This window comes from Rhizobium sp. SEMIA 4085 (assembly GCF_013004495.1).
Taxonomy (GTDB): Bacteria; Pseudomonadota; Alphaproteobacteria; order Rhizobiales; family Rhizobiaceae; genus Rhizobium; species Rhizobium gallicum.
Map to the genome: position 1 here is coordinate 1 of NZ_JABEPH010000041.1, position 24,041 is coordinate 24,041.

Annotated in this window: 25 protein-coding genes, 1 tRNA gene and 1 pseudogene; 10 read left to right on the plus strand and 17 right to left on the minus strand. The window is 60.2% G+C overall.

From position 1 onward, the window contains the following. The 3 genes and pseudogenes from C9413_RS06650 to C9413_RS06660 form a co-directional block, all read left to right on the plus strand. Nucleotides 1-496: pseudogene (locus C9413_RS06650) on the plus strand (leucyl aminopeptidase family protein); the annotation flags it as partial. Nucleotides 497-611: 115 nt separating this feature from the next. After that, the gene (locus tag C9413_RS06655) at nt 612-962 is read left to right on the plus strand and encodes a MarR family winged helix-turn-helix transcriptional regulator (RefSeq protein ID WP_028739383.1); all 351 of its coding nucleotides are present in this window, start codon (nt 612-614) and stop codon (nt 960-962) included. Nucleotides 963-973: 11 nt separating this feature from the next. Next, a complete protein-coding gene (locus C9413_RS06660) occupies nt 974-1,828 on the plus strand; it encodes an NlpC/P60 family protein (RefSeq protein WP_039846573.1) in 855 nt (284 codons plus the stop codon). Here C9413_RS06660 and C9413_RS06665 read toward each other — a convergent pair whose 3' ends face one another. The 10 genes from C9413_RS06665 to C9413_RS06710 all read right to left on the minus strand — a co-directional run bounded on the left by C9413_RS06665 (nt 1,829) and on the right by C9413_RS06710 (nt 14,738). Next, complete coding sequence (locus tag C9413_RS06665; RefSeq protein WP_039843579.1) at nt 1,829-2,680, minus strand: ABC transporter permease; 852 nt, start codon at nt 2,678-2,680, stop codon at nt 1,829-1,831. Between the two features lie 2 nt (nt 2,681-2,682). Further along, on the minus strand, nt 2,683-3,630 hold the full coding sequence (locus C9413_RS06670) for an ABC transporter permease (protein WP_170250296.1): 948 nt from the start codon (nt 3,628-3,630) through the stop codon (nt 2,683-2,685). Nucleotides 3,631-3,875: 245 nt separating this feature from the next. Then, nucleotides 3,876-5,408 carry an ABC transporter substrate-binding protein gene (locus C9413_RS06675; RefSeq protein WP_039846575.1) on the minus strand — a complete coding sequence of 511 codons (1,533 nt, stop codon included), beginning with the start codon at nt 5,406-5,408 and terminating at the stop codon, nt 3,876-3,878. A gap of 121 nt (nt 5,409-5,529) precedes the next feature. Beyond that, complete coding sequence (locus C9413_RS06680) at nt 5,530-6,435, minus strand: LysR family transcriptional regulator (RefSeq protein WP_039843580.1); 906 nt, start codon at nt 6,433-6,435, stop codon at nt 5,530-5,532. A gap of 42 nt (nt 6,436-6,477) precedes the next feature. After that, nucleotides 6,478-7,464: a P1 family peptidase gene (locus tag C9413_RS06685; RefSeq protein WP_039843581.1), complete on the minus strand. Its 987-nt coding sequence runs from the start codon at nt 7,462-7,464 to the stop codon at nt 6,478-6,480. A 124-nt stretch (nt 7,465-7,588) separates the two neighbouring features. Beyond that, entirely contained in the window at nt 7,589-7,783 is a 195-nt protein-coding gene (locus C9413_RS06690; protein ID WP_027510551.1) for a hypothetical protein, read from the minus strand. 520 nt (nt 7,784-8,303) lie between these two features. Then, the gene (locus C9413_RS06695) at nt 8,304-11,231 is read right to left on the minus strand and encodes an aminotransferase (RefSeq protein WP_039846576.1); all 2,928 of its coding nucleotides are present in this window, start codon (nt 11,229-11,231) and stop codon (nt 8,304-8,306) included. A 92-nt stretch (nt 11,232-11,323) separates the two neighbouring features. Further along, nucleotides 11,324-12,208, minus strand: a complete 885-nt coding sequence (purU, locus tag C9413_RS06700) for a formyltetrahydrofolate deformylase (RefSeq protein ID WP_039843582.1) — start codon at nt 12,206-12,208, stop codon at nt 11,324-11,326. A 215-nt stretch (nt 12,209-12,423) separates the two neighbouring features. Further along, entirely contained in the window at nt 12,424-13,668 is a 1,245-nt protein-coding gene (locus C9413_RS06705) for a hypothetical protein (protein WP_039843583.1), read from the minus strand. Between the two features lie 5 nt (nt 13,669-13,673). Further along, nucleotides 13,674-14,738: a glycoside hydrolase family 5 protein gene (locus C9413_RS06710; protein ID WP_039843584.1), complete on the minus strand. Its 1,065-nt coding sequence runs from the start codon at nt 14,736-14,738 to the stop codon at nt 13,674-13,676. A gap of 133 nt (nt 14,739-14,871) precedes the next feature. On the opposite strand from C9413_RS06710, the gene C9413_RS06715 reads away from it, so the two are divergent. Beyond that, nucleotides 14,872-16,467 (plus strand): GumC family protein, encoded by a 1,596-nt coding sequence (locus C9413_RS06715; protein ID WP_039843585.1) that lies wholly within the window; start codon nt 14,872-14,874, stop codon nt 16,465-16,467. Between the two features lie 115 nt (nt 16,468-16,582). Next, the gene (locus tag C9413_RS06720) at nt 16,583-16,915 is read left to right on the plus strand and encodes a hypothetical protein (RefSeq protein WP_170250297.1); all 333 of its coding nucleotides are present in this window, start codon (nt 16,583-16,585) and stop codon (nt 16,913-16,915) included. 4 nt (nt 16,916-16,919) lie between these two features. Here the strand turns inward: C9413_RS06720 and C9413_RS06725 are convergent, their stop codons facing one another. The 4 genes from C9413_RS06725 to C9413_RS06740 form a co-directional block, all read right to left on the minus strand. Beyond that, nucleotides 16,920-17,402: a DoxX family protein gene (locus C9413_RS06725; RefSeq protein ID WP_039843586.1), complete on the minus strand. Its 483-nt coding sequence runs from the start codon at nt 17,400-17,402 to the stop codon at nt 16,920-16,922. Continuing rightward, entirely contained in the window at nt 17,395-18,177 is a 783-nt protein-coding gene (locus C9413_RS06730; protein WP_039843587.1) for a DNA-binding domain-containing protein, read from the minus strand. The genes C9413_RS06725 and C9413_RS06730 overlap by 8 nt, the downstream gene beginning before the upstream one ends. A gap of 8 nt (nt 18,178-18,185) precedes the next feature. Next, nucleotides 18,186-19,037, minus strand: a complete 852-nt coding sequence (locus C9413_RS06735) for a DUF692 domain-containing protein (protein WP_039843588.1) — start codon at nt 19,035-19,037, stop codon at nt 18,186-18,188. 71 nt (nt 19,038-19,108) lie between these two features. After that, on the minus strand, nt 19,109-19,393 hold the full coding sequence (locus C9413_RS06740; protein WP_039843589.1) for a DUF2282 domain-containing protein: 285 nt from the start codon (nt 19,391-19,393) through the stop codon (nt 19,109-19,111). 226 nt (nt 19,394-19,619) lie between these two features. On the opposite strand from C9413_RS06740, the gene C9413_RS06745 reads away from it, so the two are divergent. Further along, on the plus strand, nt 19,620-20,186 hold the full coding sequence (locus C9413_RS06745) for a sigma-70 family RNA polymerase sigma factor (protein WP_039843590.1): 567 nt from the start codon (nt 19,620-19,622) through the stop codon (nt 20,184-20,186). Further along, complete coding sequence (locus tag C9413_RS06750) at nt 20,173-20,808, plus strand: DUF1109 domain-containing protein (RefSeq protein ID WP_039843591.1); 636 nt, start codon at nt 20,173-20,175, stop codon at nt 20,806-20,808. The genes C9413_RS06745 and C9413_RS06750 overlap by 14 nt, the downstream gene beginning before the upstream one ends. 63 nt (nt 20,809-20,871) lie before the next feature. Here the strand turns inward: C9413_RS06750 and C9413_RS06755 are convergent. Next, a tRNA-Leu gene (locus C9413_RS06755) sits at nt 20,872-20,958 on the minus strand. 203 nt (nt 20,959-21,161) lie between these two features. Between C9413_RS06755 and C9413_RS06760 the strand changes: the two genes are divergently transcribed. After that, nucleotides 21,162-21,581, plus strand: a complete 420-nt coding sequence (locus C9413_RS06760) for a BA14K family protein (protein WP_039843592.1) — start codon at nt 21,162-21,164, stop codon at nt 21,579-21,581. Nucleotides 21,582-21,584: 3 nt separating this feature from the next. Here C9413_RS06760 and C9413_RS06765 read toward each other — a convergent pair whose 3' ends face one another. Beyond that, the gene (locus C9413_RS06765) at nt 21,585-21,878 is read right to left on the minus strand and encodes a SelT/SelW/SelH family protein (RefSeq protein ID WP_039843593.1); all 294 of its coding nucleotides are present in this window, start codon (nt 21,876-21,878) and stop codon (nt 21,585-21,587) included. Between the two features lie 157 nt (nt 21,879-22,035). Between C9413_RS06765 and C9413_RS06770 the strand changes: the two genes are divergently transcribed. Then, on the plus strand, nt 22,036-22,581 hold the full coding sequence (locus C9413_RS06770) for a sugar O-acetyltransferase (protein WP_039843594.1): 546 nt from the start codon (nt 22,036-22,038) through the stop codon (nt 22,579-22,581). A 76-nt stretch (nt 22,582-22,657) separates the two neighbouring features. Then, entirely contained in the window at nt 22,658-23,110 is a 453-nt protein-coding gene (locus C9413_RS06775) for a GFA family protein (RefSeq protein WP_039843595.1), read from the plus strand. Nucleotides 23,111-23,331: 221 nt separating this feature from the next. Here the strand turns inward: C9413_RS06775 and C9413_RS06780 are convergent. Next, nucleotides 23,332-24,041, minus strand: a 710-nt coding sequence (locus C9413_RS06780) for a HEPN domain-containing protein (RefSeq protein WP_170250295.1), incomplete at its 5' end; no start/stop codon positions are given.

The window sequence follows — 24,041 nt, forward strand, 5'->3', positions numbered from 1 at the left end:
CATCTACAAGAGCCGCAAGGGCCTGACAGTCCAGATCGACAATACCGATGCGGAAGGCCGCCTGATCCTCGCCGATGCGCTGGCTTATGCCGACGAGGAATCACCGGATCTCCTGATCGACATGGCGACGCTGACGGGGGCTGCCCGCGTTGCGCTCGGCCCCGATCTTCCGCCGTTCTTCACGGATGACGAAAACCTTGCCCAGGATCTGACCGACGCAAGCCTCGAGACGGACGACCCGCTGTGGCGGCTCCCGCTCTATATGGGCTATGACAAGGATATCCGCGCCAAGATCGCCGACATCACGAACGCTCCGGCGGGTGGCATGGCGGGTGCGATCACGGCGGCGCTGTTCCTGAAACGCTTTGTCAGCAACGCGAAGAGCTGGGCGCATTTCGACATCTACGGCTGGGCGCCGACCGAGCGCGCTCATTCGCCAGGCGGCGGCGAGGCGCAGGCGATCCGCGCCCTTTACCACCATATCCGCCGCGGCTGACCGCGATCATTAAAATTTTATTCACCCTGGGAGGCGGCAGATTCTGCCGCCTCTTGCCTGCCAGCCTCCTCTCGCGGAAAATAGAACGCTGGCGTAATGATTTTCCGGAGGAGCCTTGCCGATCGAATTGACTGCCTCGCAGGCCCTGCGGCTTTGGCACGGCGTTACGCTCAACCAGGTTCACCATGACGAACGTGATTTGACGTTGCGTCAGATGGCGATCCTGCTGCATATCTATCTGGTGCCGCCGCCCCATACGGTACGGGGGCTTGCCGCGACACTGAACGTGACGAAACCGGTTATCACCCGGGCGCTGGATACCATGGGCGAAATGGGCCTTGTCGATCGGGCACGCGACGAAAGCGACCGGCGCAACGTGATCATCAAGCGCACCGTCGGCGGCGCGCTCTATCTCGAGAAGCTGGGCGACCTGGTGCGTGACCAGGGGCGCCGCCTGCCGATCTAAGTGGAATGGAGATGACGATGCTCGACCGCCGCCTGCATGCCTATCGGCCGGATCTTGCCGAAGCGCGTCTTGAAGGCAAGGTCGAAGCCTTGCGCTTTGTTTCCGGTATCCCGGCGCAGATCGCCGTCGCCGTTGCACCGCTTCGCCCGCAACCGGATATGTCAGTCGGCATCGATACGGAACTGCTCCTCGGGGAGGATGTAACGGTCTTTGACCGCGCTGGCGGCTGGTGCTGGGTAAAGGCCCGTTCGGACGGGTATGTCGGCTATATGCCGGAGGAAATGCTGTCCGACGCCCAGACGGAGCCGACACACATCGTCACCGTACAGCGCACCTTCCTCTATCCGCAACCGGAATTGCGAAAGCCCTATAAATCCGTGCTTTCCATGGGCAGCCGCGTCAGGGTCGCGGGTGAGGCAGAGGTGCGCGGAAATCACTACGTCGTTCTGGAGGATGGCACGGCAATTTTTGCAAGGCATGTCCAGCCCATCGCCGCCGGCAAGGATGACGATTATGTCGAGATCGCGTCGCGCTTCATGAATGCACCCTACTTGTGGGGCGGCCGTTCAGGCCTTGGCATCGATTGTTCCGGTCTCGTTCAACTGGCCATGCTGATGACCGGCAAAAGCGCGCCGCGCGACACGGACATGCAGGCAGCAAGCCTCGGCGAGAGGATCGATCGCTCCGGGCTTCGCCGCGGCGACCTCGTCTTCTGGAAGGGACATGTCGCAATCATGGAGGACCCCGAAACGATCCTTCACGCCAATGGCTACACGATGACTGTCGCCCGCGAGAATTTCGAGGCCGCTGTCAAACGTATAGGCCAGCTCTACCAACAGCCGACCGGCTATCGCCGTCCGGTCTGATCAAAATCGCCGCGGGTCGAAGAAATCGCGCAGTCCATCGCCCAGCAGGTTGAAGCCGAGAACGGCAAGGCCGATCGTAAGCCCGGGCAGGATGGCAAGCCATGGCGCCAGCCCAAGATAGGTTTGGGAATCGGCGAGCATCCGGCCCCAGGTCGGCGCCGGCGGCGCCACGCCGAGGCCGAGGAAACTTAGACCGGCCTCGGTGAGGATCGCCAGCCCAAGCTGGATCGCGGCATGGACGATGATCTGGTTCATGATGTTCGGCAACACATGGCGCACCGAGATCGTCAAGCGGCTGTTGCCGATCGCGCGCGCCGCCAGCACGTAGTCGCGGCTCCAGGCCTGGAGGGCAGCAGCAAGTGTGACCCGCGCGAAGACCGGGATCATGAAGACGGCGATCGCTGTGATCGCCGTGAACCTGCCCGATCCGAGAAAAGCGCCGAGGATCATCGCCGAGAGGATCGGCGGCAGCGCGAAGATGACGTCGCACACGCGCATCAGCAGTGTTTCGAAAATGCCGCGGGTGGCTGCGGCCGAAATGCCGGCAGCCGAGCCGATCGTGCCGCCGATGACCACCGCGGTGATGGCGATCGACAGCGAATTCCAGCATCCGGCCATCAGCATCGAAAGAACGTCGCGGCCGAATTGATCGGTGCCGAGCACGCCGAAGGCGAAGGGCGGCTGCAGTTTGTAAATGATCTGCATCTTTGCAGGGGGCAGCGGCGTCCAGACGAGTGAAAGAAGTGCAACCGCAACAAGCAATCCGACGATGGATGATCCGGCGAGCAGCTTTATTTGCCGGCTAATTATAAATGGCCGCCGTTTGATGGGACTGCCGGAAGCGATCGCCATTGTCACACGTCCTTTCGCAGTCGCGGGTCGATCGCGAGATAGGACATATCGACCAGGAAATTCATGATGACGACGAGCGCGGCAAAGAACAGCACGACGTCCTGCATGGCGATGATGTCGCGTTGCGACAATGCCTGAAAGGCAAGCCGTCCAAGACCTGGAAGGTTGAAGACGTTTTCGACCAGAATCGCGCCGGCCACCAGGAACGTAAACTGCAGTCCAAGGGTGGTCAGGATCGGCACCAGCGCATTCGGCACGGCGTGCCGCCATAAGACTGCGCGGGCCGACAGTCCCTTCGCGAGCGCCGTGCGCGTGAAGTCCTCGTGCAGCGTTTCCAGTACCGCTGTGCGGGTGACGCGCGTCAGCACGCCTGCTTGCGGAAGCGCTAAGGCTGTGGCGGGCATAACCAGCGCCTGCAGTGCGGGCCAAAGCCCGCTACCCCAGCCGGGAAAGCCACCTGCCGGCATGAGCCCAAGTGTTGTCGAAAACAGGATGATCAGCAGCAGTGCCACCCAGAAAGCCGGAACGGCAATGCTTACCTGTGAAAAGAGCGTCGCTATGATATCGGCGATGCCGTCGCGCCGTGCTGCCGCGAAGGTACCGAGCGGCCCGGCGATGACGACGGAAAGGAGGATCGCGAACAGCGCCAGCGGCAGCGTCACCGCCAGCCGCTCGATGATCAGTCCCGCAACCGGCACGCCATAGGTATAAGACTGCCCGAGATCACCGGATAACACCCCGGCTACCCATTGGCCGTAGCGAAGGAGCAGAGGCTGATCGAGCCCGAGTTCATGGCGAAGTGCTGCCAGCGTCTCCGGCGTCGCCGAGGTTCCGAGCATGATCGAAGCAGGATCGCCCGGCAGAAGGTCCATGACAGCAAAAATCAGGAAAGAGACGGCGGCAAGCGTCAGGATCAGTCCGGCAAAGCGGCGGCCAAGAAGCGCGATCATAGGCGCTGCTTGCTTGCGGCCGACGCATTCGTCGTTCTCCTCATTCCCATCCTCGGTCTTGCTTCGGGGATCAGCACAGGAATCCAGCCGCGGCGCGTCGGCGTCGCGAATGACTGGATCGAAGGAGTCTTTTGCGCCCAAGGAATTCGGCGTTCTAGATCCCTGTGACAAGCACAGAAATGAGGGAGAAGAGAATCGCGCGTCACCTATTCACGCCTTCTGCATATCCGGCACAAAACCCAGCCTCACTCCTTCCACGCCACATTCGTCAGAACGTTCGAAGGAATCGGCTCGTTTTCCCACAAGCCCTTCAGATTCTTGTCCCATACGCCGAGCTTGGGCATGACGAATAGATATAGCGCCGGCACATCCTCGGCGAGGATTTTCTGCGCCTCTTCGTTGATCTTGATCTGCAAGGCGGGATCGGTCGTCTCCTGCACCTTCTTCACCAGGTCATTGAAGACCGGGTTCTTGTAGTTGAAGTAGTAGGGATCGCGGGAATAGATGTCGATATCCATCGGCTCGGCATGGGCCACGATGGTCATTTCGTAGGCGCGGTCCTTCATTACATCCTGAACCCATTTTGCCGGAAATTCGGTGGGTTCAATGTTCATGGTCACGCCGATCTCGGCAAACATTGCCTGCATGACCTGGGCGCTGCGTGGCGCATAGGCCATCTGCGGCGATTTGATCGTGAAGGTGAAACCATTCGGATAACCGGCTTCCGCAAGGAGCGCCTTGGCCTTTTCGGGATTATAGGGCAACACGCCGGTCATGTCCTGATAACCCGGATCGTTCGGTGTATAATGGCTACCGATCGCCGTGCCGAGGCCCGACCAGGCGCCGTCGATCACCGTCTGGCGGTCGATCGCCATCATCAGGGCCTGGCGCACTCGCTTGTCGTCGAAAGGCTTCCTGGAATTGTTCATGCCCGCAACGACTTTGAGCTCGGTATTGCCGATCTTCGTCACGAGCCGCGGATCATCTTTAAACGAGCTCATCAGCTCGGGTGCTGCAAATTCCGGAATGGCGTCCACGTCGCCTGCCTTCAGTGCGGCAGCCTGTGCCTGCGGGTCGGCTATGAAGCGGAAGGTCACCTTGTCGAGCTTCACGGATACTTGGCTGTTCCAATAGGCTTCGTTTTTTGCGAGTTCGACCTTGTCGCCCTTCGCCCAGTTTACGAATTTGAACGGACCGGTGCCAACCGGGTGCGTCTTGTCGCTCGCAGCGGACTTCGGACCAACCATGACCGATGCCGGCCAACCGAGCCAGTAAAGCAGGCTTCCCGTCGACTGCGAAAGGTGCAGCACCAGCGTTTCGGGATCGGGCGTATCGATGGAGGCAATCGAGGCGAAGAAGCGCTTCTGCGGATTGACCGAATCTTTGCCGCGGGCACGCTCCAACGCGAACTTGGCCGTCGTGGAATTGAAGGTTTCGCCGTCGTGGAACTTGACGCCGGTCTGCAGCTTGAACGTATAGGTCAGCCCGTCCGGGGAAACGTCCCAGCTCTTGGCAAGCTGCGGTCGGACCTTGCCGCTCTCATCGATAGACACCAGCCCTTCAAAGACATTCTGCCAGGTCACCTGACCGATCGCGACCGGGGCGGCGATTGTCGGGTCGAGCCCCGTCGGCTCGACGCTCATGCCGAGGTTCAGCACCGCCTTGCCCGCTTGAGCCGGCATGGCGACGCTAGCCATGATCACGACGGAAAGGGCAGCGCTGAGGGAGAGGCGTTGGGCAAGGCGTGTGAATGGTGCCGGAAACAGGCTGGTGATCATAATCCTGCGAATCCCGAAAAAGCGGTTTGAAATTGATGCGAACATTTTGTGTTCACAGTGTATCGAAAAAAGCTACACACTAAAAACAGAGAAAATGCAAGCTGTCTCCTTGCGACCGGCCTCAGCGGCTCTTCAGTTTCGTCCGCATGAAATTCTCGATGAACCCGATGAGCTTGCTGGCCGCGAAGGAGAGCTGCCGGTCCGGTGCAATCGAGAGCTCGGCATGGGTGCGGATGGAGGTTTCGCTGGAAAGAGGGATTGCAGCAAGCTGGCCCGCCTCGATCTCGCGGCGTACAGCAAGTGCCGGCAGTAGCGTCACTGCGCTGTCGCTGAGCACGAGTTCCTTAAGCATTTCCAGCGAACTTACCGTGAAAACCGGGTCGATCGTCAGCCCCTGCCGCTCGATAAGTGCATCGAAACTCTGGCGGAAACCAAATGACTTCTCGGGCAGGGCGAGCGTATCGCGCGCAAGTTCGCGAAGGGTGATTTCCTTGCGGCCCGCCGCTGCATGACGCGCCGAAACGATCACGTCGTAAGCGATTTCAAAGCGCGTCACCACTTTTGCCTCCGACATCGGCGGCGCAAAAAGCGTCAGCGCCATGTCGGCCTGTGCTGCGTTCACCGCTTCGATGGCCTGCCGCGCGCTGGTGATCATCACTTCGAAACGGATATTGGGGTAGCTGTTGCTGAATTGCGAAAGCGCGGGTGCGAGCAGGCTGGTGACGATCGCTCCATTGGCGTAGATGGTCACCTTACCGCGCGCGATCCCCTTGAGATCTTCGATCAGCTGTTGCACGTGCTCGAGTTCGCGAAGTGTCCGCCCGGCGCGCGCGGCAAGCAGCTCACCTGCGGCCGTCAGCGTCACGCCGCGCGTGCTGCGTTCGACGAGCGCAGCGCCGAAATGCTCTTCGAGATTCTCGATCTGGCGGCTGACGGCAGTCGGCGCAACGCCCAGGTTCTCGGCAGCCTGGCGCATGGATTTGGTCCTAACCAACTCGTCGAAATACATCAGGGCCCGGATCTGCATTTTTTCTCTCCGCCGCTTGTCCTTCTTACTCTGTCCGGGCAATCAACGCCCGTCCGGGTAGAGCTCCCTCCAGGCCGGCTGCGCACCCTCGTAAGGCAGCGTCGTCGCTTCGTAAACACCGCGGGCGATGGCGCGGGCCATGACCATCCCCGCAAGATGGCAAAGCTCCATCAGTTCGCCCATGTCGGCCACCGCTCGTGCACCGGTCGAGGCAGCAAAGACCGTATCGCCGTCGAGCGGCAGGTGCGCCGGAAGCAATGCCCTTGCCAGCCCGTCATGGGCGCCCAGCGAAAGCCGGTGAGCCTCGGCTTTCGTGAGCGCCGCATCGGTCACGACTACACCGATCGTGGTTGCAGGCGCCATCATGCCCTTCAGCCGCAAGCGATGATCCATCATCTCCGGCATTCCGAGCCCGCCGAATTCGTTGTCTCGTTCGAAGGGTGCCGCCCAGAAATGCGGCCCGTCGCCGATCGTTGGCGAACCGAGCGCATTGACTGCGACGATTGCCGCCACCCGATGCCCAGCGCTGCTGGCCGTGCTTGCCGAGCCGAGCCCGCCCTTGAATGTCGCTGTCGTCGCACCCGTTCCAGCCCCGACCGTTCCAAGCGGAAATTCGCCTTTCTTCGCTGCCTTGAAGGCGGCATAGCCCATCTCCCGGTACGGCGAATGCAGGCCCCAATCCTTGTCGCCGCCGTTTAAGAGATCGAAGAGGATCGCCTCGGGTACGATCGGCACGCGCACCGTGCCCACCTGGAAACCGCGGCCGGCTTCCCTCAGGCCGGCCTGAACGCCGCCTGCCGCATCCAGCCCAAAGGCTGAGCCGCCGGAAAGAACGAAGGCATCAACCTTCTCGACCGTCATCGACGGATCGAGCAAGGCGGTGTCGCGGCCCGCGGGCGCGCCGCCGAGAATGGCGGCCGAAGCCGTCGCCGGCTCGTCGAAGACAATCGCCGTGACGCCGGAACCGAGCTTCAGGTCCGTTGCGTGGCCAATCGAAACGCCTTCGATATCGGTAATGAGATTGAGCAAATGCGCCGTCCTTGTTGACGTCGGATAGGATCGCAACCAGCATGAAAAAACAAGACCGGCCCCTTCTTTTGGGGCCGGTCATAAACCTTGGAAAGCGATGAAGTGCGGAAACCTAAGCCTGTTTTCAGGCATGGATTGGCTTTGGATGGCGCCGGGTCATCAGGTCGTGGATCGCAAGCTTCACCTCATCCGGCGAACTGAAACGCTGCTCGTCAAGGTCGTGCACGTGAAACTTCACGGCGATGAATTTCAGCCGGTCTTCATCCGGAATGACGATCCCCACGGGGACGCCTGCATATTCGATAACTTGCTTTTTCATGCGTAGAACTCCTGCCGCGCGGATTGCGAGGCGATGACGAATTGACTTGTCTGATACCGTTGAAAGGGGACGAAGGTCACATTCGACAGTTCGGGCGGGAGAGGGCGCCCGGACGGTCATTGCCGAGCACAATTCGCCCAAGGAGGGTGGCGAGAATACCGATATCAATCATGTCTCGTTCCTTGTGTTGGCGTTGCACTCTTGAGGTCTCGAAAGGCTCAAGACCCGGCGACGACTATCTTTTATAATCTACCTGGTTTGTAGAGAATAGAGGATAGCCTGTCAGAAACATATTCCGAAACGTGTCAAAATCTCGACGATCCGAAAAAAATAATTCCACCACAAACATACTTGCTGAAAGAACGTTATCAGATCTTTGTGCAAATTGCGTGACGGCCGGAAGCCTCGTTTCGATCACCGGGACCAGACATAGGAAGCCGTTTTGATTCCGGCAATGGGGCTTTTGATTAAAAAACCGAAAGCCTCGAAATGACCGCACCGGTTAATGGCGGCGGCGAGGTCACCAGCCCTCGGATAGGACCTTCTCCAGCATGTCCGCGAAGAAGTCGGCGCTCTCGGTGGTCAAGCAAAGCGGCGGTTTGATCTTCAACACATTCAGGTGATCGCCGGTTGGCTGCATGATCACGCCGAGTTCGAGAAGGCGATTGCAGATGGCCGCCGTCTCTTGCGTCGCCGGTTCCAGCGTCGTTCTGTCGCGTACGAATTCAAGGCCGAGATAAAGTCCCATGCCGTGGACGGCGCCCGCAATCGGGTGCTTGTCGATCAGCGCGGCCAGTCGGCTTTTAAGATGATCCCCGACGTCGCGTGCATTGTCCTGGAGCTTTTCGTCCACCATGACGTCGAGCACCGTCATGCCGGCAACGCAACTGACCGGGCTGCCGCCGGACGAGGAAAAGAAATAGCCTTCCTTCTCCAGCGACCCGGCGATGGCCTGCGTCGTGATCACCGCGCCGAGCGGGTGGCCGTTGCCCATGCCCTTGGCGATGGTGATGATATCCGGCACCACGCCCTGCTGTTGGAAGCCCCAGAAGTGATGTCCAAGCCTGCCATAGCCGACCTGCACCTCATCGGCTATGCAGACTCCTCCACGGGCACGCACTTGAGCATAGGCTTCTGATAAATATCCCTCCGGCAGGGAAATGCCGCCGGCGTTCCCATAGACCGATTCGGCAATGAAGCCCGCAAGCCCTTGCCCGCCGGCATCGATCGACTGCAGCACGGGCGCCATCGCGGTGAGATAGTCTCCGGCCGAATCCGGCCCACGAAATTCGCCGCGATAGGTGTTGGGTGAAGCGACGGCATGCACCCAATCCGGCCGGGTCGCCAGGGCCTGAGGGTTGTCGGCAATTGAGGTGGAGACGGCGTCGCTTGCCACCGACCAGCCATGATAGGCTTCCCGCAGGCAAAGCATGTTGCGGGCACCCGTATGCGCCCCGGCGAGCCGGATCGCCAGGTCATTTGCCTCCGATCCGCTGTTGACAAGGAAGACGCGGTCCAGTCCGTCGGGCGCCAGAGCTGCCAATCGCTCGCAGAACTCACTGAGCGCCGCATAGTGAAAGCGCGAATTGGTGTTGAGCCTCAGCCATTGTTCGCCGATCGCTTCTGCCAGGCGCGGATGCCCGTGGCCGAGAATCGTGACATTGTTGACCATGTCGAGATAGGCGCGCCCCTCGACATCGAACATGTGTTCCTTCCAGCCGCGCTCGATCTGCGGCGGCACCTCGTAGTAGTTCTTCTGCGGTTTTGCGAGATGCGCCTGGCGCCTGGAGAACAGTTCTTCCGTCTCCGGCTCGGGCGCACTGGCGCTCAGTCCAAGCAGGCCCGCAGGCGAGGGGCAAAGCACGGACCAGGCGGCTGCCTCCTGCGGCGCGGCAAAGAGGGGCGGTTCGAGCGCCGGAACCGTGCAGAACTGGATACGCAAGCCGCCGAGCGAAGAGGCTTCGCCCGAGACCGTCCCGATGATCTGCCCCTGTTCCACCTCGGTGCCATCCTCAACAGACAGGTCCAGGCCATCAAGATGTAGATTGATACCGTCGCCGATCAGGACGAGATGGTGGTTCTTGCAATCGATGCGCCCGGTAAATGGTGCAGCGACGCTGTTGCCGCCGGGGAGGCAGATGTCGGTATGCAACGCGTAGGTCGATGGCTGCCTGGCGCTTCGAAGAACGGCGCGCGAAAGCCGGTATTCGCCGTAGCGGGTCGCGGCGATGCCCGCCTCATTCGCCGCGCGTGCCAAAAGCCGCCAGTCCATCTCCGCATTCAGCCAGTTTCCGGCCGCAAAATGCGGGCTCTGAACGCCGAGGTCGAGATAGGCGATGTTTGCAAGGTCGATCTCCGGCAGAAGCGCGTGCCAGCTAGACATATCGACGGGCGTCATGTCGGCGCCGACTGCGTCAAGAATTGCCGCCTCCATCAATTCGAAGGAAACGGACATGGCCGTGTCGAAGATTTGCCGTTCAAGCTTCAGATTGTCGCGGACGTAGTCGTTTTCCGGGTCGATGGAAATCTGCTGTTCGCTACTCGCGACGAGAATGACGGCACGCGCGACAATCAGCGGCCAGAGCGCCTTCAGTTCCTCGTCCGTCAGCGGATAGATCTCGTGATAGGCCTTGACGGCGGGCAGGATGTAGAAGGGATCGCCATCGGCCTGATGCAGCAGCGAGGCGCAGGTAACGGCAAGATCGCCGACGAGCCAGCCGCGAATGATATCGCCGAAATCGATGACACCGTCGGGCATCGGCCGCCCTTGCTCATCAATCCGGCAGACGACGTTGTCGCCTGTTACATCATGATGCACGGCCTGGACGCGAAGCGATGGCGCGAGCGGCTGGATGCGGCGTACGGCAAGCACCATGCTCTTGGCGATCCGGTCGCGCGCAGCGCTATCGGTGATGGCCGAAAGCAGCTGAACGGCAACAGGCCCCGCGCGGCGCAGGTCCCATTGCAGGCTGCGGTCGAGGCCCGAATGATTGAAGTCGGCGAGCGCCTGTGCCAGCCGGGCGCAGAGTGCGCCAAGGGCGGCGACGGAAGCCTTCGGCAGGTATTTGCGATGCGTCAGTCCTTCGCCTTCGAGATATTCGAGCACACGCACCTTGAAGGTCTGTTCGCGAACCGTGACGGCAATGATATCCTGGCCGTCCGTCGAGCTCATGACCCGCGGGACACGCGGCGTACCCTCCTTGCTGGTCAGATACCGGATTGCCGCATTCTGCGCCTCGAGCTCCAGCGTATCGTAAGCCATGTGGCAGATCTTCAGCACATAGCTGCCATCACCAGTATTGATCCGGTAATTGCGGTCCTGCTGGCTGCCGAGTTCGGTGATCGTGCCGTGGAGGCCATAGCGGGATTGCAGGATGCTTTCCGCTTCGGCCGGCGTTACGTCCGGGCGCGGCAAGTCCAAACGATCGGCACGCGCATCATCGGTCATGGCATCCCCCAGCATGATTCGATTTTACACATTAAGCAGATAATCGAATGCATGTCATGGGCAAGCGCTTACGACTACCCTTTCGGGTTGTTTCAACCCATACGTTCGGAGGCGTAGCTTCCTGGGCTGGCCGGGAAGACGATGGTGCGGTTGCCGTTCAGGAAGACGCGGCGATGGATATGGGCATGGATGGCGCGCGCCAGCACCTGGCTTTCGACATCGCGGCCGATCGAGACATAGTCCTCGGCACTCTGGGCATGGGTGATGCGCGCCGTATCCTGCTCGATGATCGGGCCTTCGTCGAGATCGGCGGTCACGTAGTGTGCCGTGGCGCCGATCAGCTTTACGCCGCGCTCGTAGGCCTGCTTGTAGGGGTTGGCGCCCTTGAAGGACGGCAGGAAGGAATGGTGGATGTTGATGATCCGGCCGGACATCTTGCGGCACATGGCATCGGAAAGCACCTGCATATAGCGGGCGAGCACGATCAGTTCCGTGCCGGTCTGGTCGACGAGCTCAAGCAGCTGGGCTTCGGCCTGCGGCTTGTTTTCCTTGGTGACCTTGATGTGATGGAAGGGAATGTCGTGGTTGACCACGACCTTCTGATAGTCGAAGTGGTTGGAGACGACGCCGACGATATCGATCGGCAGGGCGCCGATTTTCCAGCGATAGAGTAGGTCGTTCAAACAGTGGCCGAAGCGGGAGACCATCAAGAGCACCTTCATGCGGCTGTCCCCATCGTGGATTTCAGCCTCCATGCCGAATTTCTCGGCGATCGGTTCGAAGCCTTCCTTCAGCGTCGGCAGTGCAACGCCTTCCTCGGAAATGAAGCTGACGCGGGTGAAGAACTTGCCGGTGTCGAGGTCGTCGAACTGCGAGCTGTCGACGATGTTGCAGCCCTGATCGGCGAGATAATTCGCAATCGCCGCTACGATGCCGCGCGTCGATTGGCACGATACGGTCAGTACATAATGCGTCATGGCCCTCTTCCCTCTCACGGCAATAGCCGACAGGTCTGCTTAGATCAAAGCAGCTACGCCGCATAGGCGAAGCTCTTTCATTCGTGCAACGATTTGCAGGAGAAGCTGTCAAGGACTTGCAGGCTCTCGCATCCGTTCGTTACGCTCCAACTTACGGAAGTCATAGCGAGAGTCCGTTCCGCCTGCGCCGTCGCGTATCCCCGCCGCGCAGCCGTTCAGGCAGAAACCGACATGCCTACTTTATCGGCAGCGCGTTTCCCTCGCACGCCCTCGTTGACCTTCAGGAAGCCGACGAGCAGCCAGACGAGGCCGGCTGTCTTCATGGAGAAGATCGCCGTGGAGCCGATCATCAGGTTCAGGAACATGAAGAGCGACAGCGAATGGGCAAGCCGCTTCTGGTTCGGCGTCTCGCCTGCCGGGAAAAAGGAGACGAACAGCCAGAAGAGGATGAGGCCGAAGATCGTCGCGCCATAGGTTATGTAGACGTAGCCGCTATCGACGAAAGTCGTGGCTTTCTCGAGTTCAAGGCCGAGCGCCGCCGGGATATCCATTGCGATGATGTTCCGGATTGTGCCGCTGATGCGGCCGACGAAGTCGTCTTCATGGGCATCGGGACGGAATGCATAAATGACGAAGCCCATGACGATAATCATCGGCATCATCAACAGATCGCAGATCTTCGGAATCCACGGAAAGAGAAAATAGCCGGCGAGGCAGGCCATGCTGAAAATCAGCATCGTACGCGTGTCGTTGGTAATGAGGATCAGCATGACGGTGAAGACGAAGAGCAGCCGGTCGAACAATCTCAGGCGATTGGAAAAGCTGACGAGATAGATGACCAGCACGCCGCAGAAATTGGCAAGTGACACCTGTTCCAGGAAGATCGATGAGGACCGGTGATCGATAATCCCGAAGGAAAATCGGGATGGGAACCCGAGCGCGCCGCGAAAAAGCCCGATGTCACTATAGGTGGCGCGGGGCACGCCGCGGGTGTTTTCGAAATATTCAGCCGGATGGAACAGGGCCACATAGGCTTGCACCGAGACAATCTCGCAGATCAGCACCGCCAGCACCACAACGCTGCATATCTTGAAAATCAGCTTCAGCGTTCGTTCGTTCGTCCATCGGCCCATGATGACGAAAGCGAAAATGATCAGCACGTTGCGCAGGTGGTCGATATAACCTGCGCGGTTGACCGCGATCACATAGACGGTGAGGAAGATCGTCGCCAGCAAATAGCCAAGCGGCGCGAGGTCTTCTTCGTAAAGGCCTCTCTTTAAAAGAAAGCCAAAACTGTAGATCAGCAGCAGGATCTCGCTGAGGGCGACATGCGACGACGCAAGCGGCGTGATGTTGTGGTTGATGAAGGCGAGAAGGCAATTATAGGTGACCGACAGCACGCCGACGGCCAGGATGCCGTAGTCGATAGGTTCCTTCGTTGTTGCATCTGGCTGTTCCATCGCCGCTACCTGCCCATTGTCCGGCACGCGTCCTCGGCAGGAGAAGGCGCCTTGGCGGCGGATTCCAGCACCGCGATCTGCTTTCGCTCATGGCCGTCGTGGGGCTGCACGTTCAAGGGCTCGCTCGCCGGCCACCAGTCACCGGCCACCCAATAGGTCCAGCCAAGCCAGACGTCGTCGTTCTCCTGCATCGTATCCAGAACCGTCTTCAAGCCGGCGACGCATTCGGGTGCTTGCGAAACGCCGAATTCGCCTAAGAGCACCCTGGTGCCGTGCTCGCGTGCCCATTCGGACATGCGGATGATGGCATTCCTGGCGTTCTCATTGCCGGAGCATTCGTCATGCGTACCGGAAGAATCGCTGTCGAAATACTGGTGAACCTCGTAGGCAAAGTTCTTGCGCGGATCCTTGACGCCGAGCATCACAGTGCCGTTCGGCCCGCCTGGGCCATCGGACTGCCAGGAATGGGCGCCCGTCCACTTCGTGCCCGGCACGAGGACGAGATTGTTGGCGCCGACCGCCCGGATGCCGCGGAACGCCGCATTGGCTGCGCTAAGCCATTTGTCGCTGGCAATGTCGTGGGGTTCGTTCATGAGCCCGAAAATCACGTCGTCCTGATTGGCAAATTCGGAAGCAAGCCGAGTCCAGAAATCTGAAAATGCCAGGGTCGTCGCCGGCGGTGTCCCGACCTGCGTTTTCTTGTACTGGGCATAATTGTGCGGATCGAGAATGGCAGTCATCTCATGCTTGCGCAAAAGGGCCACCGTATCCTTTATGCGCTGGAGTTCGGCGTCGTTCAGTGGCTGCCCGAGTTCAGGCTGCAGGCGCTCCCACAAGAACGGCAATCGAACGATATTCATCCCCTTCTGCTTGAAGTAGCCGATTGTCTCTTCGGAGGGGTAGGCATAATCCTTGAAAATCTCTCCACCCGGATTGCCGAATTCCGCACCGGAAAGATTGATGCCACGAAAGCAGGGACCCGCCGCTTCGGCAAGGCCGACGTGCCACGGCAGCATTGCTGCCGCGGCGATCGTCAGCATGCGGCGCCAGGGCGATAACGCGGCTTTCATCGATCTCGCTTTCTAGAGTTCTGCCATGTTCCGGCAATATCGGGTAGGGTATCTTAACGCTCCGTTAGCTAAGGATTTCTAAAGTCGGTCTACCTCCGCCAAAGATCTGCGTCGGCGGGTCACGAGTGTGTTTATGAGCCAATTTGACAGGAACAGAGTTAGTCGGCTGCCTAGCTGGCGAAGCTACGAGCCTGCGCCAACCGCGCCGGAAAGCTCTGCCGCGCGCGCGCCTGTCTTAAGGCCTGGTGATTTCGCAAAATCCTTTCCCGAGCCGGAGGCGCCGCCGTCGCCCATTCCTCCCGAAAAGGACTTGCGCCAGACACAGCCTTTGCCGTCGCAGCCCGAGCGTGCCGTTGTCCGCGCAGCGCCGGTTTCCGTCGATACTGATGCGCCGCTTGTTGATATGCGATCGGCCATCTTTGCGATCTGGAACAGAAGGCTGATTGTCCTCGGACTGGCCGCGCTCGGCGCTTTGGCGGGCGCAGCACTGCTGCCGTCGCTGCCGCAGAAGTTCACCGCAAGCACAAGCCTTTATTTCGATCCGCGCCAGATCGGCCTTGCAGATTTGGCGACACAATCATCGACGATCTCGCCGGAGATGATTTCGTCGATGATCGACAGCCAGGTGCAGATCCTGATGTCCGGCAACGTGCTGCGCCGGGTTGCCGATACCATGAAGCTTGCGCAGGATCCGGAATTCAACGGCGGGCGGAGCGACGACGCGGCTGTAGTCAGCGCCCTGCAGAAGTCGCTTACGATCACCCGCCAGAGCAGCACCTATGTCGTATCGTTGACAGCCGTGACGAACAATCCGGAGAAATCCGCCAAGCTTGCAAACCAGGTCGTGACCTCGTTCATGCAAGAGGAAAGCAGTGCCTCGACAGGTCTATACGAAAATACCACGGCGACGCTGGATGTTCGTTTGACCGATTTGCGCCAGAAAGTGCAGGAGGCCGAGCAGGCCGTCGAAACCTTCCGCGCCGACAACGATATGGCGGCGACGGAGGGCAATCTGATTTCCGACCAGCGTCTTGCCTCGCTAAATACGCTGCTGCTGACTGCGCAGGAAAAGACAATTCAGGCCAAGGCCCGCGCGGATGCGGCCGCGAACATGAGCTTCGAGGATGTCGTCGCCAATAGCCAAACGGACGGCAATTCTGTGAACTCGTCGCTCGCGAGCCTTCGACAGCAATATGCCACTCAGGCCGCAGCGGTCGGCAGCCTCGAGAGCCAGATGGGCGCTCGTCATCCGCGACTGCAGGCCGCCCGCTCGTCACTGCAGAGCATTTCGGGCGAGATCAAGGGCGAATTGCAGCGCATGGTGACTTCGGCGCGCGCCGATTTTGAGCAGGCGGCAAAGGCCGAGGAGGCGATTGCCAGGGAACTGAACATTCAAAAGGCGCTGCAGGCGACCACATCCGACAAGCAGGTCGAGCTTAACGAACTGCAGCGCAAGGCGACGGCCGCCAGGGAAATTTACGAGACCGTCCTGAAGCGCTCCAGTCAGACGACCGAGGAGCAGAACCTTCCACAGAGCAACATCCGGGTCATTTCAGAAGCCGAACCGCCAACGAAACCGGACGGTCCCGGCAAGAAGATTCTATTGATCGCCGGCGTTATCGGCGGGCTCTTCACCGGCTTTGCCGCCGGCGCGGCCTTTGCGATCCTCGCAAGCCTCTTTGGGCATCCGGTCATTCGGAGCTATTTCCGCCGGGAGGCCCCGCGGTAAAGGGCTACCAAATCAATTTGTTGTGCCCGGTCTACCGCTTGATGGCTGCATGGCTGCTTCCTAAATTTGAAGACGAATGTCGCTGGAGCCCGTCCTGCAACGAAAGGTCCCCGATATGCGACCCCTGCCGATGTTGCTCGCTGCCCTTTCTGTCGTCAGCGGCCTGATCGCCGCGCCGGCTTTTGCGACGGATTGGAGCCGGGCGGGCAACGCAGCCGCTCAGCCGCTCTATCCCTATCCCGATCTCCCCGGCGTAAAGTCTCAGCCCGACAAGAAGGATGAGGAACAATATGTCTGCCGCGCCGAAGCGCGCGGCATTCGGCGCAATGGGGACTGGATCTTCCGCTCCGGCGGCATGCCGACCACCGTCTACGTATGCGACCGCGACGGTTACGTGAGCCAAGGAACGCAAGTGCCCGCAAGAGGCCACTATCAGCCCGTGCGCTGACGCTTCATGCCGTGCGGGAAAAATACCGCGCGATGAAGTAGTCCATTGAGACGCGCCCCGGTCCGCCTGCAATGATGACCAGGAAGCAGACGGCCCACGTGCCGTGTGTCGGCCATGCATCGGGATAGAGGAAGATTTCGATCACCAGCGTCATGACGAGAAGTGCTAGTGCCGAGAGCCTGCTTGCAAATCCGATGACGAGAAGCGCCGGGAAGAAGTGCTCGGCGAAAGCTGCAAGATGCGCGGCGAGCCAGGGATTGATAAACGGCAGCCGGTATTCGGTCTCGAACAGATAGACTGCGGTTTCGGCAACGCGCCATCCGTCGACCTTGGTTTGCCCGGATTGCCAGAATACTGCGCCGATCGAGATGCGCGAAATCAGGGCGATCAGGTCGTGCGGGATGTAATCGAGGAGATGCAGCAAACCGTTGAGTTTCTGCGGAAGGCCGCGAGGGGCTATCGTTGTCATGGTGCTCTCGTCAGTCATGATTGTCTCCCGCGCTGTTCCAGCGCACGTCGATGAAGGCGCCGGCCTGCAGCGCGCCGGCGAGGTTGGATGAAAGATCGAAATCCAGCGACGCTTTTGTGGCGCGCTCTACGGCGGCAGCCAGTGCCGTACCCTTCGCAAGCTCCGATAGGAAGGTCGCTCCGCCGGCCGGCAGACGATGCGCTTCGACACGCGCACGTGGCCTGACCACCAACACGTCCTCGCTGGTCCAGTTTTCAATCGGCCGAAGCTCCATTTCGCCGACATTCATTGCCCAGATGGTCACAATCGGATGAGGGGATGTGAGGACTGACAGGGAGGGATGGGCGACGAATGTCAGTTCGGCGAGGCGATCCGGATCGATTGCGGCCAGTCGCTCGGCCTGCAACGGAGCCGCCTCTGCCGCATGATAGGCTCGTCCTCGCGCCGCTTCCAGACGGATCACATCCGCAAGATAGGCGATGTCCCTGGCGGGCGCGAAGCGTTCGACGAATTCCGCAAGGTCATCACCATATGCCAGAAGCAGCGGCGAGCGCGGCGGATGAAGCCGAATGAATTCACGCAACATCGCGGCAAAGAACGCATTGCCGACGATCTTTTCCGCCACTGGAAACCGCGAAGCGAGCGCCCCCATCAGGCCGATTGTCACATTGTTGCGATAGACGCCGAAACGGCGCTCCGGCCGCGGGCCATCCCAGGCGGTCAACCCTTCGGGAACCGGCAGGGAGATGTCGGTCAGTGCTGCTGCGAAGTTGCTTTGCGTAATGGTTGACACAGAAGACCTCATGCGGCTCGGCGCGCAGCGCCCTTAAGGATCGCATCGGCGGCCTGTGCTTCGGCACGCAATACCGGCCATTGCGGCACGTCGTTGTCCCATTCCACCAGGCTTGCGATCGGCCCGGTTCGCATGATCAGTTCCTCATAGAGCGCCCAGACGGGATCCTTTACGGGCGTGTCATGCGAATCGATCAAAAATCGCGCCCCCGCATCGTCGACCGTTTCCGAATGGCCGCTCAGGTGGATTTCGCGAACCCGTTGAACTGGAAAGCGGGCGAGATAATCGCGCGGGTCCATATGATGGTTGGTGGAGGCGACGAAGACGTTGTTAACATCGAGGAGCAGGCCGCAGCCGGTCCGCCTGGCGACTTCGGCGAGAAAATCGGTCTCTTCGATCGTGCTTTCCTCGAAGAGCAGGTAGGTGGCGGGATTTTCGAGCAGCATCTGCCGCTTCAGCGTGTTTTGCACCTCATCGACATGCTCGACGACCTGCACAAGGGTTGCCTCGGTATAAGGCAGCGGCAGGAGATCATTGAGGAAGACTGTATCGTGCGTCGACCAGGCGAGATGTTCGGAGAAGCTCTCCGGCTCGTAGCGGTCGCAGACGGTTTTCACGCGGGCAAGATGTTCCCTGTCGAGTGGCTGCATTGAGCCGATCGAAAGGCCGACGCCGTGGATCGAAAGCGCATAATCTTCACGCAACTTGCCAAGTTGGGCGTGCGGTGGCCCGCCAGCACCCATATAGTTCTCGGCATGTACCTCGAAGAAGCCGATCGGCTGGGGTTCAGCATTGATGTCGGCGAAATGTTGCGGCTTGAAGCCGACGCCGGCGCTACGGGGAAGTCCTGACGCCTTCATGTGATCTCTCCTGGTAGGGGACGGCGGTGCTGATAATCGGCGCCGCCGGTCTTTTCGGATGTTTTGGGGTCTCAGGCCGGAGCCGGGCCTTGCTTCAACGAGCCGTGACCATTCGGCGTCTTCATCGCCTCGCAGGTTCCGGCTGGAACGAGCTTCCAGGCGTTTTGCTGATAGTCGACCTTCGAGGTACCGGCGCAAGTGGTCCCGGGTCCGGCCGCGCAGTCGTTCTGGCCCTTCATGGAAACGCCGTAGCACTTTTCCTTGTTGTCCGCAGCCGAAGCGGCAGGAGCGGCAACAGTTGCAAGCGCCGAGGCGAGCGAGCCTGCGAGAGCCAACGTAACGATGCTGTTTTTCATTATTCATCTCCGTAAGAATGGCGAGCCGTGATTGGCTTGCATTGCGGGCTACGGAGGGAGTCGACGGAATGTTACAGCGCTTCTCGCGATTTTTTTGCCGGCCCGGCTTGCCGTCTGCGCGATTGCAGGGGAAAACGCCTGAGAACAAAGGCTCGCCCGCTACCGCGAAATATTTTCGAACGAGCGGTAACAAAGATGTGTGCCCTCTCGTAGAGGATGATATCGGGTGAAATATTCAGCACGGGAAGAGGAATGGGCAGGCTGGATGCGCAGCGCCATGGATGGCGATGCGCAAGCCTATCACCGCTTTCTTTGCGCTGTGACACCTCATCTGCGCGCCATGGCCCGCAGGCGCTGCGATCAGTTTGGCGCGCCGGCAGGCGAGGCGGAGGATGTCGTGCAGGAGGTGCTGCTTGCAGTTCACCTGAAGCGCGGAACCTGGGATCCGGCTCGCCCGATCGGCCCTTGGCTGTCGACGATCGTGCGCAATAAGCTGATAGACAGCCTGCGCCGCCGCGGCCGTCACATCGATGTGCCCATCGACGACGTGATGACAACGCTCGAAGCGGAAGAACAGGCGGGCAATTTGGATCGGCTCGACGCCGAACATATGTTGAATCGCCTGAAGGATCCGCAGCGTGATATCGTGCGCTCGATTTCGATCGAGGGAGCAGGTGTTCGCGAAACGGCCGAAAGGCTGAGAATGAGCGAAGGTGCGGTGCGCGTCGCGCTGCACCGGGCGTTGAAGTCGCTGGCGGCATTGTATCGGAGTGAGACGAGTGAAGACCGATGACCTGATCAGCCTCCTGGCACAAGACGCGCCCATCCGCACGCGGCTTGGTCCCTTGCTCCTGGGTGCGCTGCTGATCGGCGTCGCAGTCTCTGCGGCGTTGCTTCTTTCGGCCGTCGGTATCCGTCACGACATGGCAAGCGCGATCGAAACGGCACGCGTGCTCTTCAAGATGGTCCTGACCCTGATGCTCGCCGTCACCGCTTGCAGGCTTGTCTTTCGCATAGGCCGTCCAGGCGTGCCGTTGAGACATTCAAGCCTGGCGCTGTTCGTGCCGCTGATCCTGCTGGCAGCTGGCACTGCGGCCGAATTGTCGGCCATTCCGCAGGATTTATGGGAAACGGCGATGCTCGGCCGCAACGCACGCTTCTGCCTGTTCTTCATCCCGGTCCTGTCGCTCGCGCCGCTTGCGGGTTTCCTCTGGGCGCTGAAAAACGGCGCTGCGGAACACCCAAGCCTTGCCGGTGCTGCAGCAGGCCTTGCCGCCGGCAGCATAGCGGCGGCGCTTTATGCCTTGCACTGCACGGACGACAGCCCGCTGTTTCTCGCAGTCTGGTACACCGCGGCAATCGCGGCAGTGACAGCCATCGGCGCGCTGCTTGGATCACGATTTCTGAGGTGGTAAGACAGCGAGGTCACGAGACCACGGCCGTTGGCATCGGCTCTTTCTGCTATCTTTGTAATGGAATGGTGCCCAGAAGAGGACTCGAACCTCCACACCCTTTCGGGTACCAGCACCTGAAGCTGGCGCGTCTACCAATTCCGCCATCTGGGCGACGGAGAGCCATGTAAGGGGGTGGCTCTTTGCTGTCAACTGGCTTTTTGAAGTTTTCCTGACAGGCTGAAAAAAAGAGCGAATATGCCTCCCTAACACGCCAAAACCGGGCGATCACGCCGAACTGAACGGCTTTCGATCTTGTGGTGGATGCCATGCGGCGGCGGGTGTTCTATATCTGCAGCAGCAGAAAGGAATCAGTGATGTCTGCTCTTCGAACGATCATCTTCGGCTCCGTCATCGGCTTCGTGCCGCTTGCGGCCAGTGCCGCGCCTCCGCTTGCGCCGCTGCAACAGCGTATTCCGGCGATCATCAACGTGCAATCGACCTACTGCGATTATCGCGGTTGCTTCGGCTTCGGGCCGCAGCAGTGGCACCGCCCGGCCTATGTCCAGCCGAACTATCGTCCGCCGGAAGCGAGAGGGCCGACCTATTACCAACCGCGCGCCCAGCCCAGGCGGCAGCTCTCCTATGATCCGCCGCCAATTCGCCGGATACGTCCGCCGGCGAAGGATATGCATGTCGAATGGTGCCGAAATCAGTATCGGACCTACAATCCGAGGACCGATCGTTTTGTGACCTACGAGGGCATCTACAAGACCTGCAATTCGCCCTTCGACTGAGGGTCAGCTCTCCAGCGAAACGCGGTCGGCATGGCCGAGATCGCGGCCGGGTTCGATGATGTCCCGCACCCGCTGCTTGAGTTCCTTCGGCCCCGGGAAACCACCGTCGCGTTTGCGCTCCCAGATGAGGTCGTCGTTGACTCGAATCTCGAAATTGCCGCCCGTACCAGGAATGAGCGCCACTTCGGCGAGGCTATCAGAAAAGGTGTGCAGCAATTCCTGCGCCATCCAGCCGGCGCGCAGCAGCCAGTTGCATTGGGTGCAGTAGAGGATCGTCACACGGGCTTTTTCAGTCATCGGCGGATTCCTTGCAATGCTTCGATTTAAGGCCTTCGTGGCCGCTTCGCAACGTCCGGCTTGCGCGGAAAGGCCGTCGCATGTTCATGTCGCGAAGTTAGCTATGGTGCTGCGCGGCACGGTCCGCTTAATAGGCGTTCAGCACCGGGAGAGGCAGATGAGCGAGCGGGACAAGATGACGGCTGGCGAGTGGTATTGCTGCCTTGATGGCGAGCTCGAGGGGCTGCGCCAGCTGGCGCGAAGGGCCGTTCACCAGCACAACACGATGCCGCCGGACGAACGCGGCAATATGGCACCGGCGCTGGCGCTGCTCTTTGCAAAGGCGCCTGCCGACGCTTTCATCGAGGCGCCGTTTCATTGCTCCTATGGTGTGAACATAGCCCTCGGCAGTCGCGTCTACCTCAATGCCGGCTGTACCATCCTCGATTCGGGAACGGTGGCAATCGGCGAGCGGTCCATGCTGGGGCCGGGCGTGCATATCTATTGTGCGGAACATCACAAGGATGCAGCTCTTCGCAAAGCCGGGATCGAGATGGCGCGGCCGGTTTCGATCGGGGAGGATGTCTGGATCGGCGGCGGCGCTACCATTTTGGGCGGCGTGTCGATCGGGGACGGCGCAATCGTCGGCGCAGGCGCGGTTGTGACGAAAGATGTACCGAGCGGTGCGACGGTCGTCGGCAATCCGGCGCGAATCCATAAGTGATTGCGATGCATATCGGCCGTGGCCTTGATTGACGTCGGATGACGCTAGATTATGGGCGAACCTGGAGGATTGGCCGATGAGCAATAAGAACCTGCCATGGGAAGGTGGCTGCCGTTGTGGCCGAGTCAGGCTCAAGATCAGCGCAAAGCCGCTGCTCACCATGGCGTGCCATTGCACCGGCTGCCAGAAAATGTCGTCCAGCGCCTATTCGTTGAGCGCTGCAATTCCGGCGGAAGGCTTCGAAGTGACCCGGGGCGAACCCGTGATCGGCGGCCTGCATGGCGTAACACGGCACTATTTCTGCCCGCATTGCATGAGTTGGATGTTTACGCGGCCCGAGGGCATGGACTGGTTCGTCAACCTGCGTGCCACCATGCTGGATGATACAACCTGGTTCACACCGTTCATCGAGACTTGGACGAGGGAGAAGCTGTCATTCGCCGAAACCGGTGCGGTGTATAGCTTTGAAACGCTGCCGGAAATGAATGCCTATGAGGGGCTGGTGAAGGAGTATGTGGCGCGGGGATGAGGCTTAGAGGCCCTGGAACAGGAGATCCGGCTCGGCAGCAATTTCGTCGCCAACCCGGCCTACTTCGTCCGCGCTCATCAACAATCTCTTGATTTCACGGATTCCCAAGCGTTCTGAATCGGAACTGCCGAAAACTGCTTTGCGGCCCAATTTGTGGTGTTCTTTCTGATGCGACCGAAGCAGCCTTCTTCTGGCAAATATGCACTGTTTCGCGAAACGCATTAGCCTGCAGAGCTGCCGCTCGCCCGCTCCAGCTCGACCAGCTGCTCCTTGCAGATCGTCTCGACGAGGCGGTGCAGATGCTCCGTCCGCTCGACCAGCCACGCAAGCGCTTCGTCGGTAATCTCGAAGTGCTTCGAGTAACGCGCCTTCACATAGGCTTCGTTGAGGATGTTGTACCAGGCGGTATAGCGGTGCTGGTCGCGCGGCCAGGCGTCGATCAACCGGCGGTCCTGATCTTCGGCCAGCCCGCGTAGGAATTTCAGGTTGTGCGATGGCGGGCTATAATTGGTCAGCGTGAGAAGCGCCGTCGCAAAAGCATGCTCGTTTGCCTGGTGTAGACTAAACGCTGCCAGACGTGCCCATTCGGTCGCTTCACCAATTTGGCTGGCCTGCCATTGCGCGGTCCGAAGGGTTAATTGAGCCTCCGGGTAGCGCCTCTCGAAATGCTCCTTCGCCACCCTGTATGCATCGACGGCGGAAAGCCTTCTTGGTTCGGCCAGCGGCCGGTCGTCGAGCTCGTAGAGCACGATGCCCTCGCGCAAGATGTCGACGAAGAAATACTGGCCGTCGGCCAAAAAGTTGTTCACTTCCCGGGCGCCATGGACGATCAGCCCGACCGGCGATTTCACATCCTTGTCCCACATCAGGTGGTCGGTCGCCTTGGCCCAAGCTTGCGGGTGGGCCAGTGGCTTGGGAGAGACGATCACCG

Excerpts from the sequence above, each read along its gene's own strand:
- C9413_RS06660 (WP_039846573.1), top strand. The coding sequence starts at position 974 with ATGACGATGCTCGACCGCCGCCTGCATGCCTATCGGCCGGATCTTGCC.
- C9413_RS06665 (WP_039843579.1), bottom strand. The coding sequence starts at position 2,680 with ATGGCGATCGCTTCCGGCAGTCCCATCAAACGGCGGCCATTTATAATT.
- C9413_RS06670 (WP_170250296.1), bottom strand. The coding sequence starts at position 3,630 with ATGATCGCGCTTCTTGGCCGCCGCTTTGCCGGACTGATCCTGACGCTT.
- C9413_RS06675 (WP_039846575.1), bottom strand. The coding sequence starts at position 5,408 with ATGATCACCAGCCTGTTTCCGGCACCATTCACACGCCTTGCCCAACGC.
- C9413_RS06680 (WP_039843580.1), bottom strand. The coding sequence starts at position 6,435 with ATGCAGATCCGGGCCCTGATGTATTTCGACGAGTTGGTTAGGACCAAA.
- C9413_RS06690 (WP_027510551.1), bottom strand. The coding sequence starts at position 7,783 with ATGAAAAAGCAAGTTATCGAATATGCAGGCGTCCCCGTGGGGATCGTC.
- C9413_RS06695 (WP_039846576.1), bottom strand. The coding sequence starts at position 11,231 with ATGACCGATGATGCGCGTGCCGATCGTTTGGACTTGCCGCGCCCGGAC.
- purU (WP_039843582.1), bottom strand. The coding sequence starts at position 12,208 with ATGACGCATTATGTACTGACCGTATCGTGCCAATCGACGCGCGGCATC.
- C9413_RS06705 (WP_039843583.1), bottom strand. The coding sequence starts at position 13,668 with ATGGAACAGCCAGATGCAACAACGAAGGAACCTATCGACTACGGCATC.
- C9413_RS06710 (WP_039843584.1), bottom strand. The coding sequence starts at position 14,738 with ATGAAAGCCGCGTTATCGCCCTGGCGCCGCATGCTGACGATCGCCGCG.
- C9413_RS06715 (WP_039843585.1), top strand. The coding sequence starts at position 14,872 with ATGAGCCAATTTGACAGGAACAGAGTTAGTCGGCTGCCTAGCTGGCGA.
- C9413_RS06720 (WP_170250297.1), top strand. The coding sequence starts at position 16,583 with ATGCGACCCCTGCCGATGTTGCTCGCTGCCCTTTCTGTCGTCAGCGGC.
- C9413_RS06725 (WP_039843586.1), bottom strand. The coding sequence starts at position 17,402 with ATGACTGACGAGAGCACCATGACAACGATAGCCCCTCGCGGCCTTCCG.
- C9413_RS06735 (WP_039843588.1), bottom strand. The coding sequence starts at position 19,037 with ATGAAGGCGTCAGGACTTCCCCGTAGCGCCGGCGTCGGCTTCAAGCCG.
- C9413_RS06740 (WP_039843589.1), bottom strand. The coding sequence starts at position 19,393 with ATGAAAAACAGCATCGTTACGTTGGCTCTCGCAGGCTCGCTCGCCTCG.
- C9413_RS06760 (WP_039843592.1), top strand. The coding sequence starts at position 21,162 with ATGTCTGCTCTTCGAACGATCATCTTCGGCTCCGTCATCGGCTTCGTG.
- C9413_RS06765 (WP_039843593.1), bottom strand. The coding sequence starts at position 21,878 with ATGACTGAAAAAGCCCGTGTGACGATCCTCTACTGCACCCAATGCAAC.
- C9413_RS06770 (WP_039843594.1), top strand. The coding sequence starts at position 22,036 with ATGAGCGAGCGGGACAAGATGACGGCTGGCGAGTGGTATTGCTGCCTT.
- C9413_RS06775 (WP_039843595.1), top strand. The coding sequence starts at position 22,658 with ATGAGCAATAAGAACCTGCCATGGGAAGGTGGCTGCCGTTGTGGCCGA.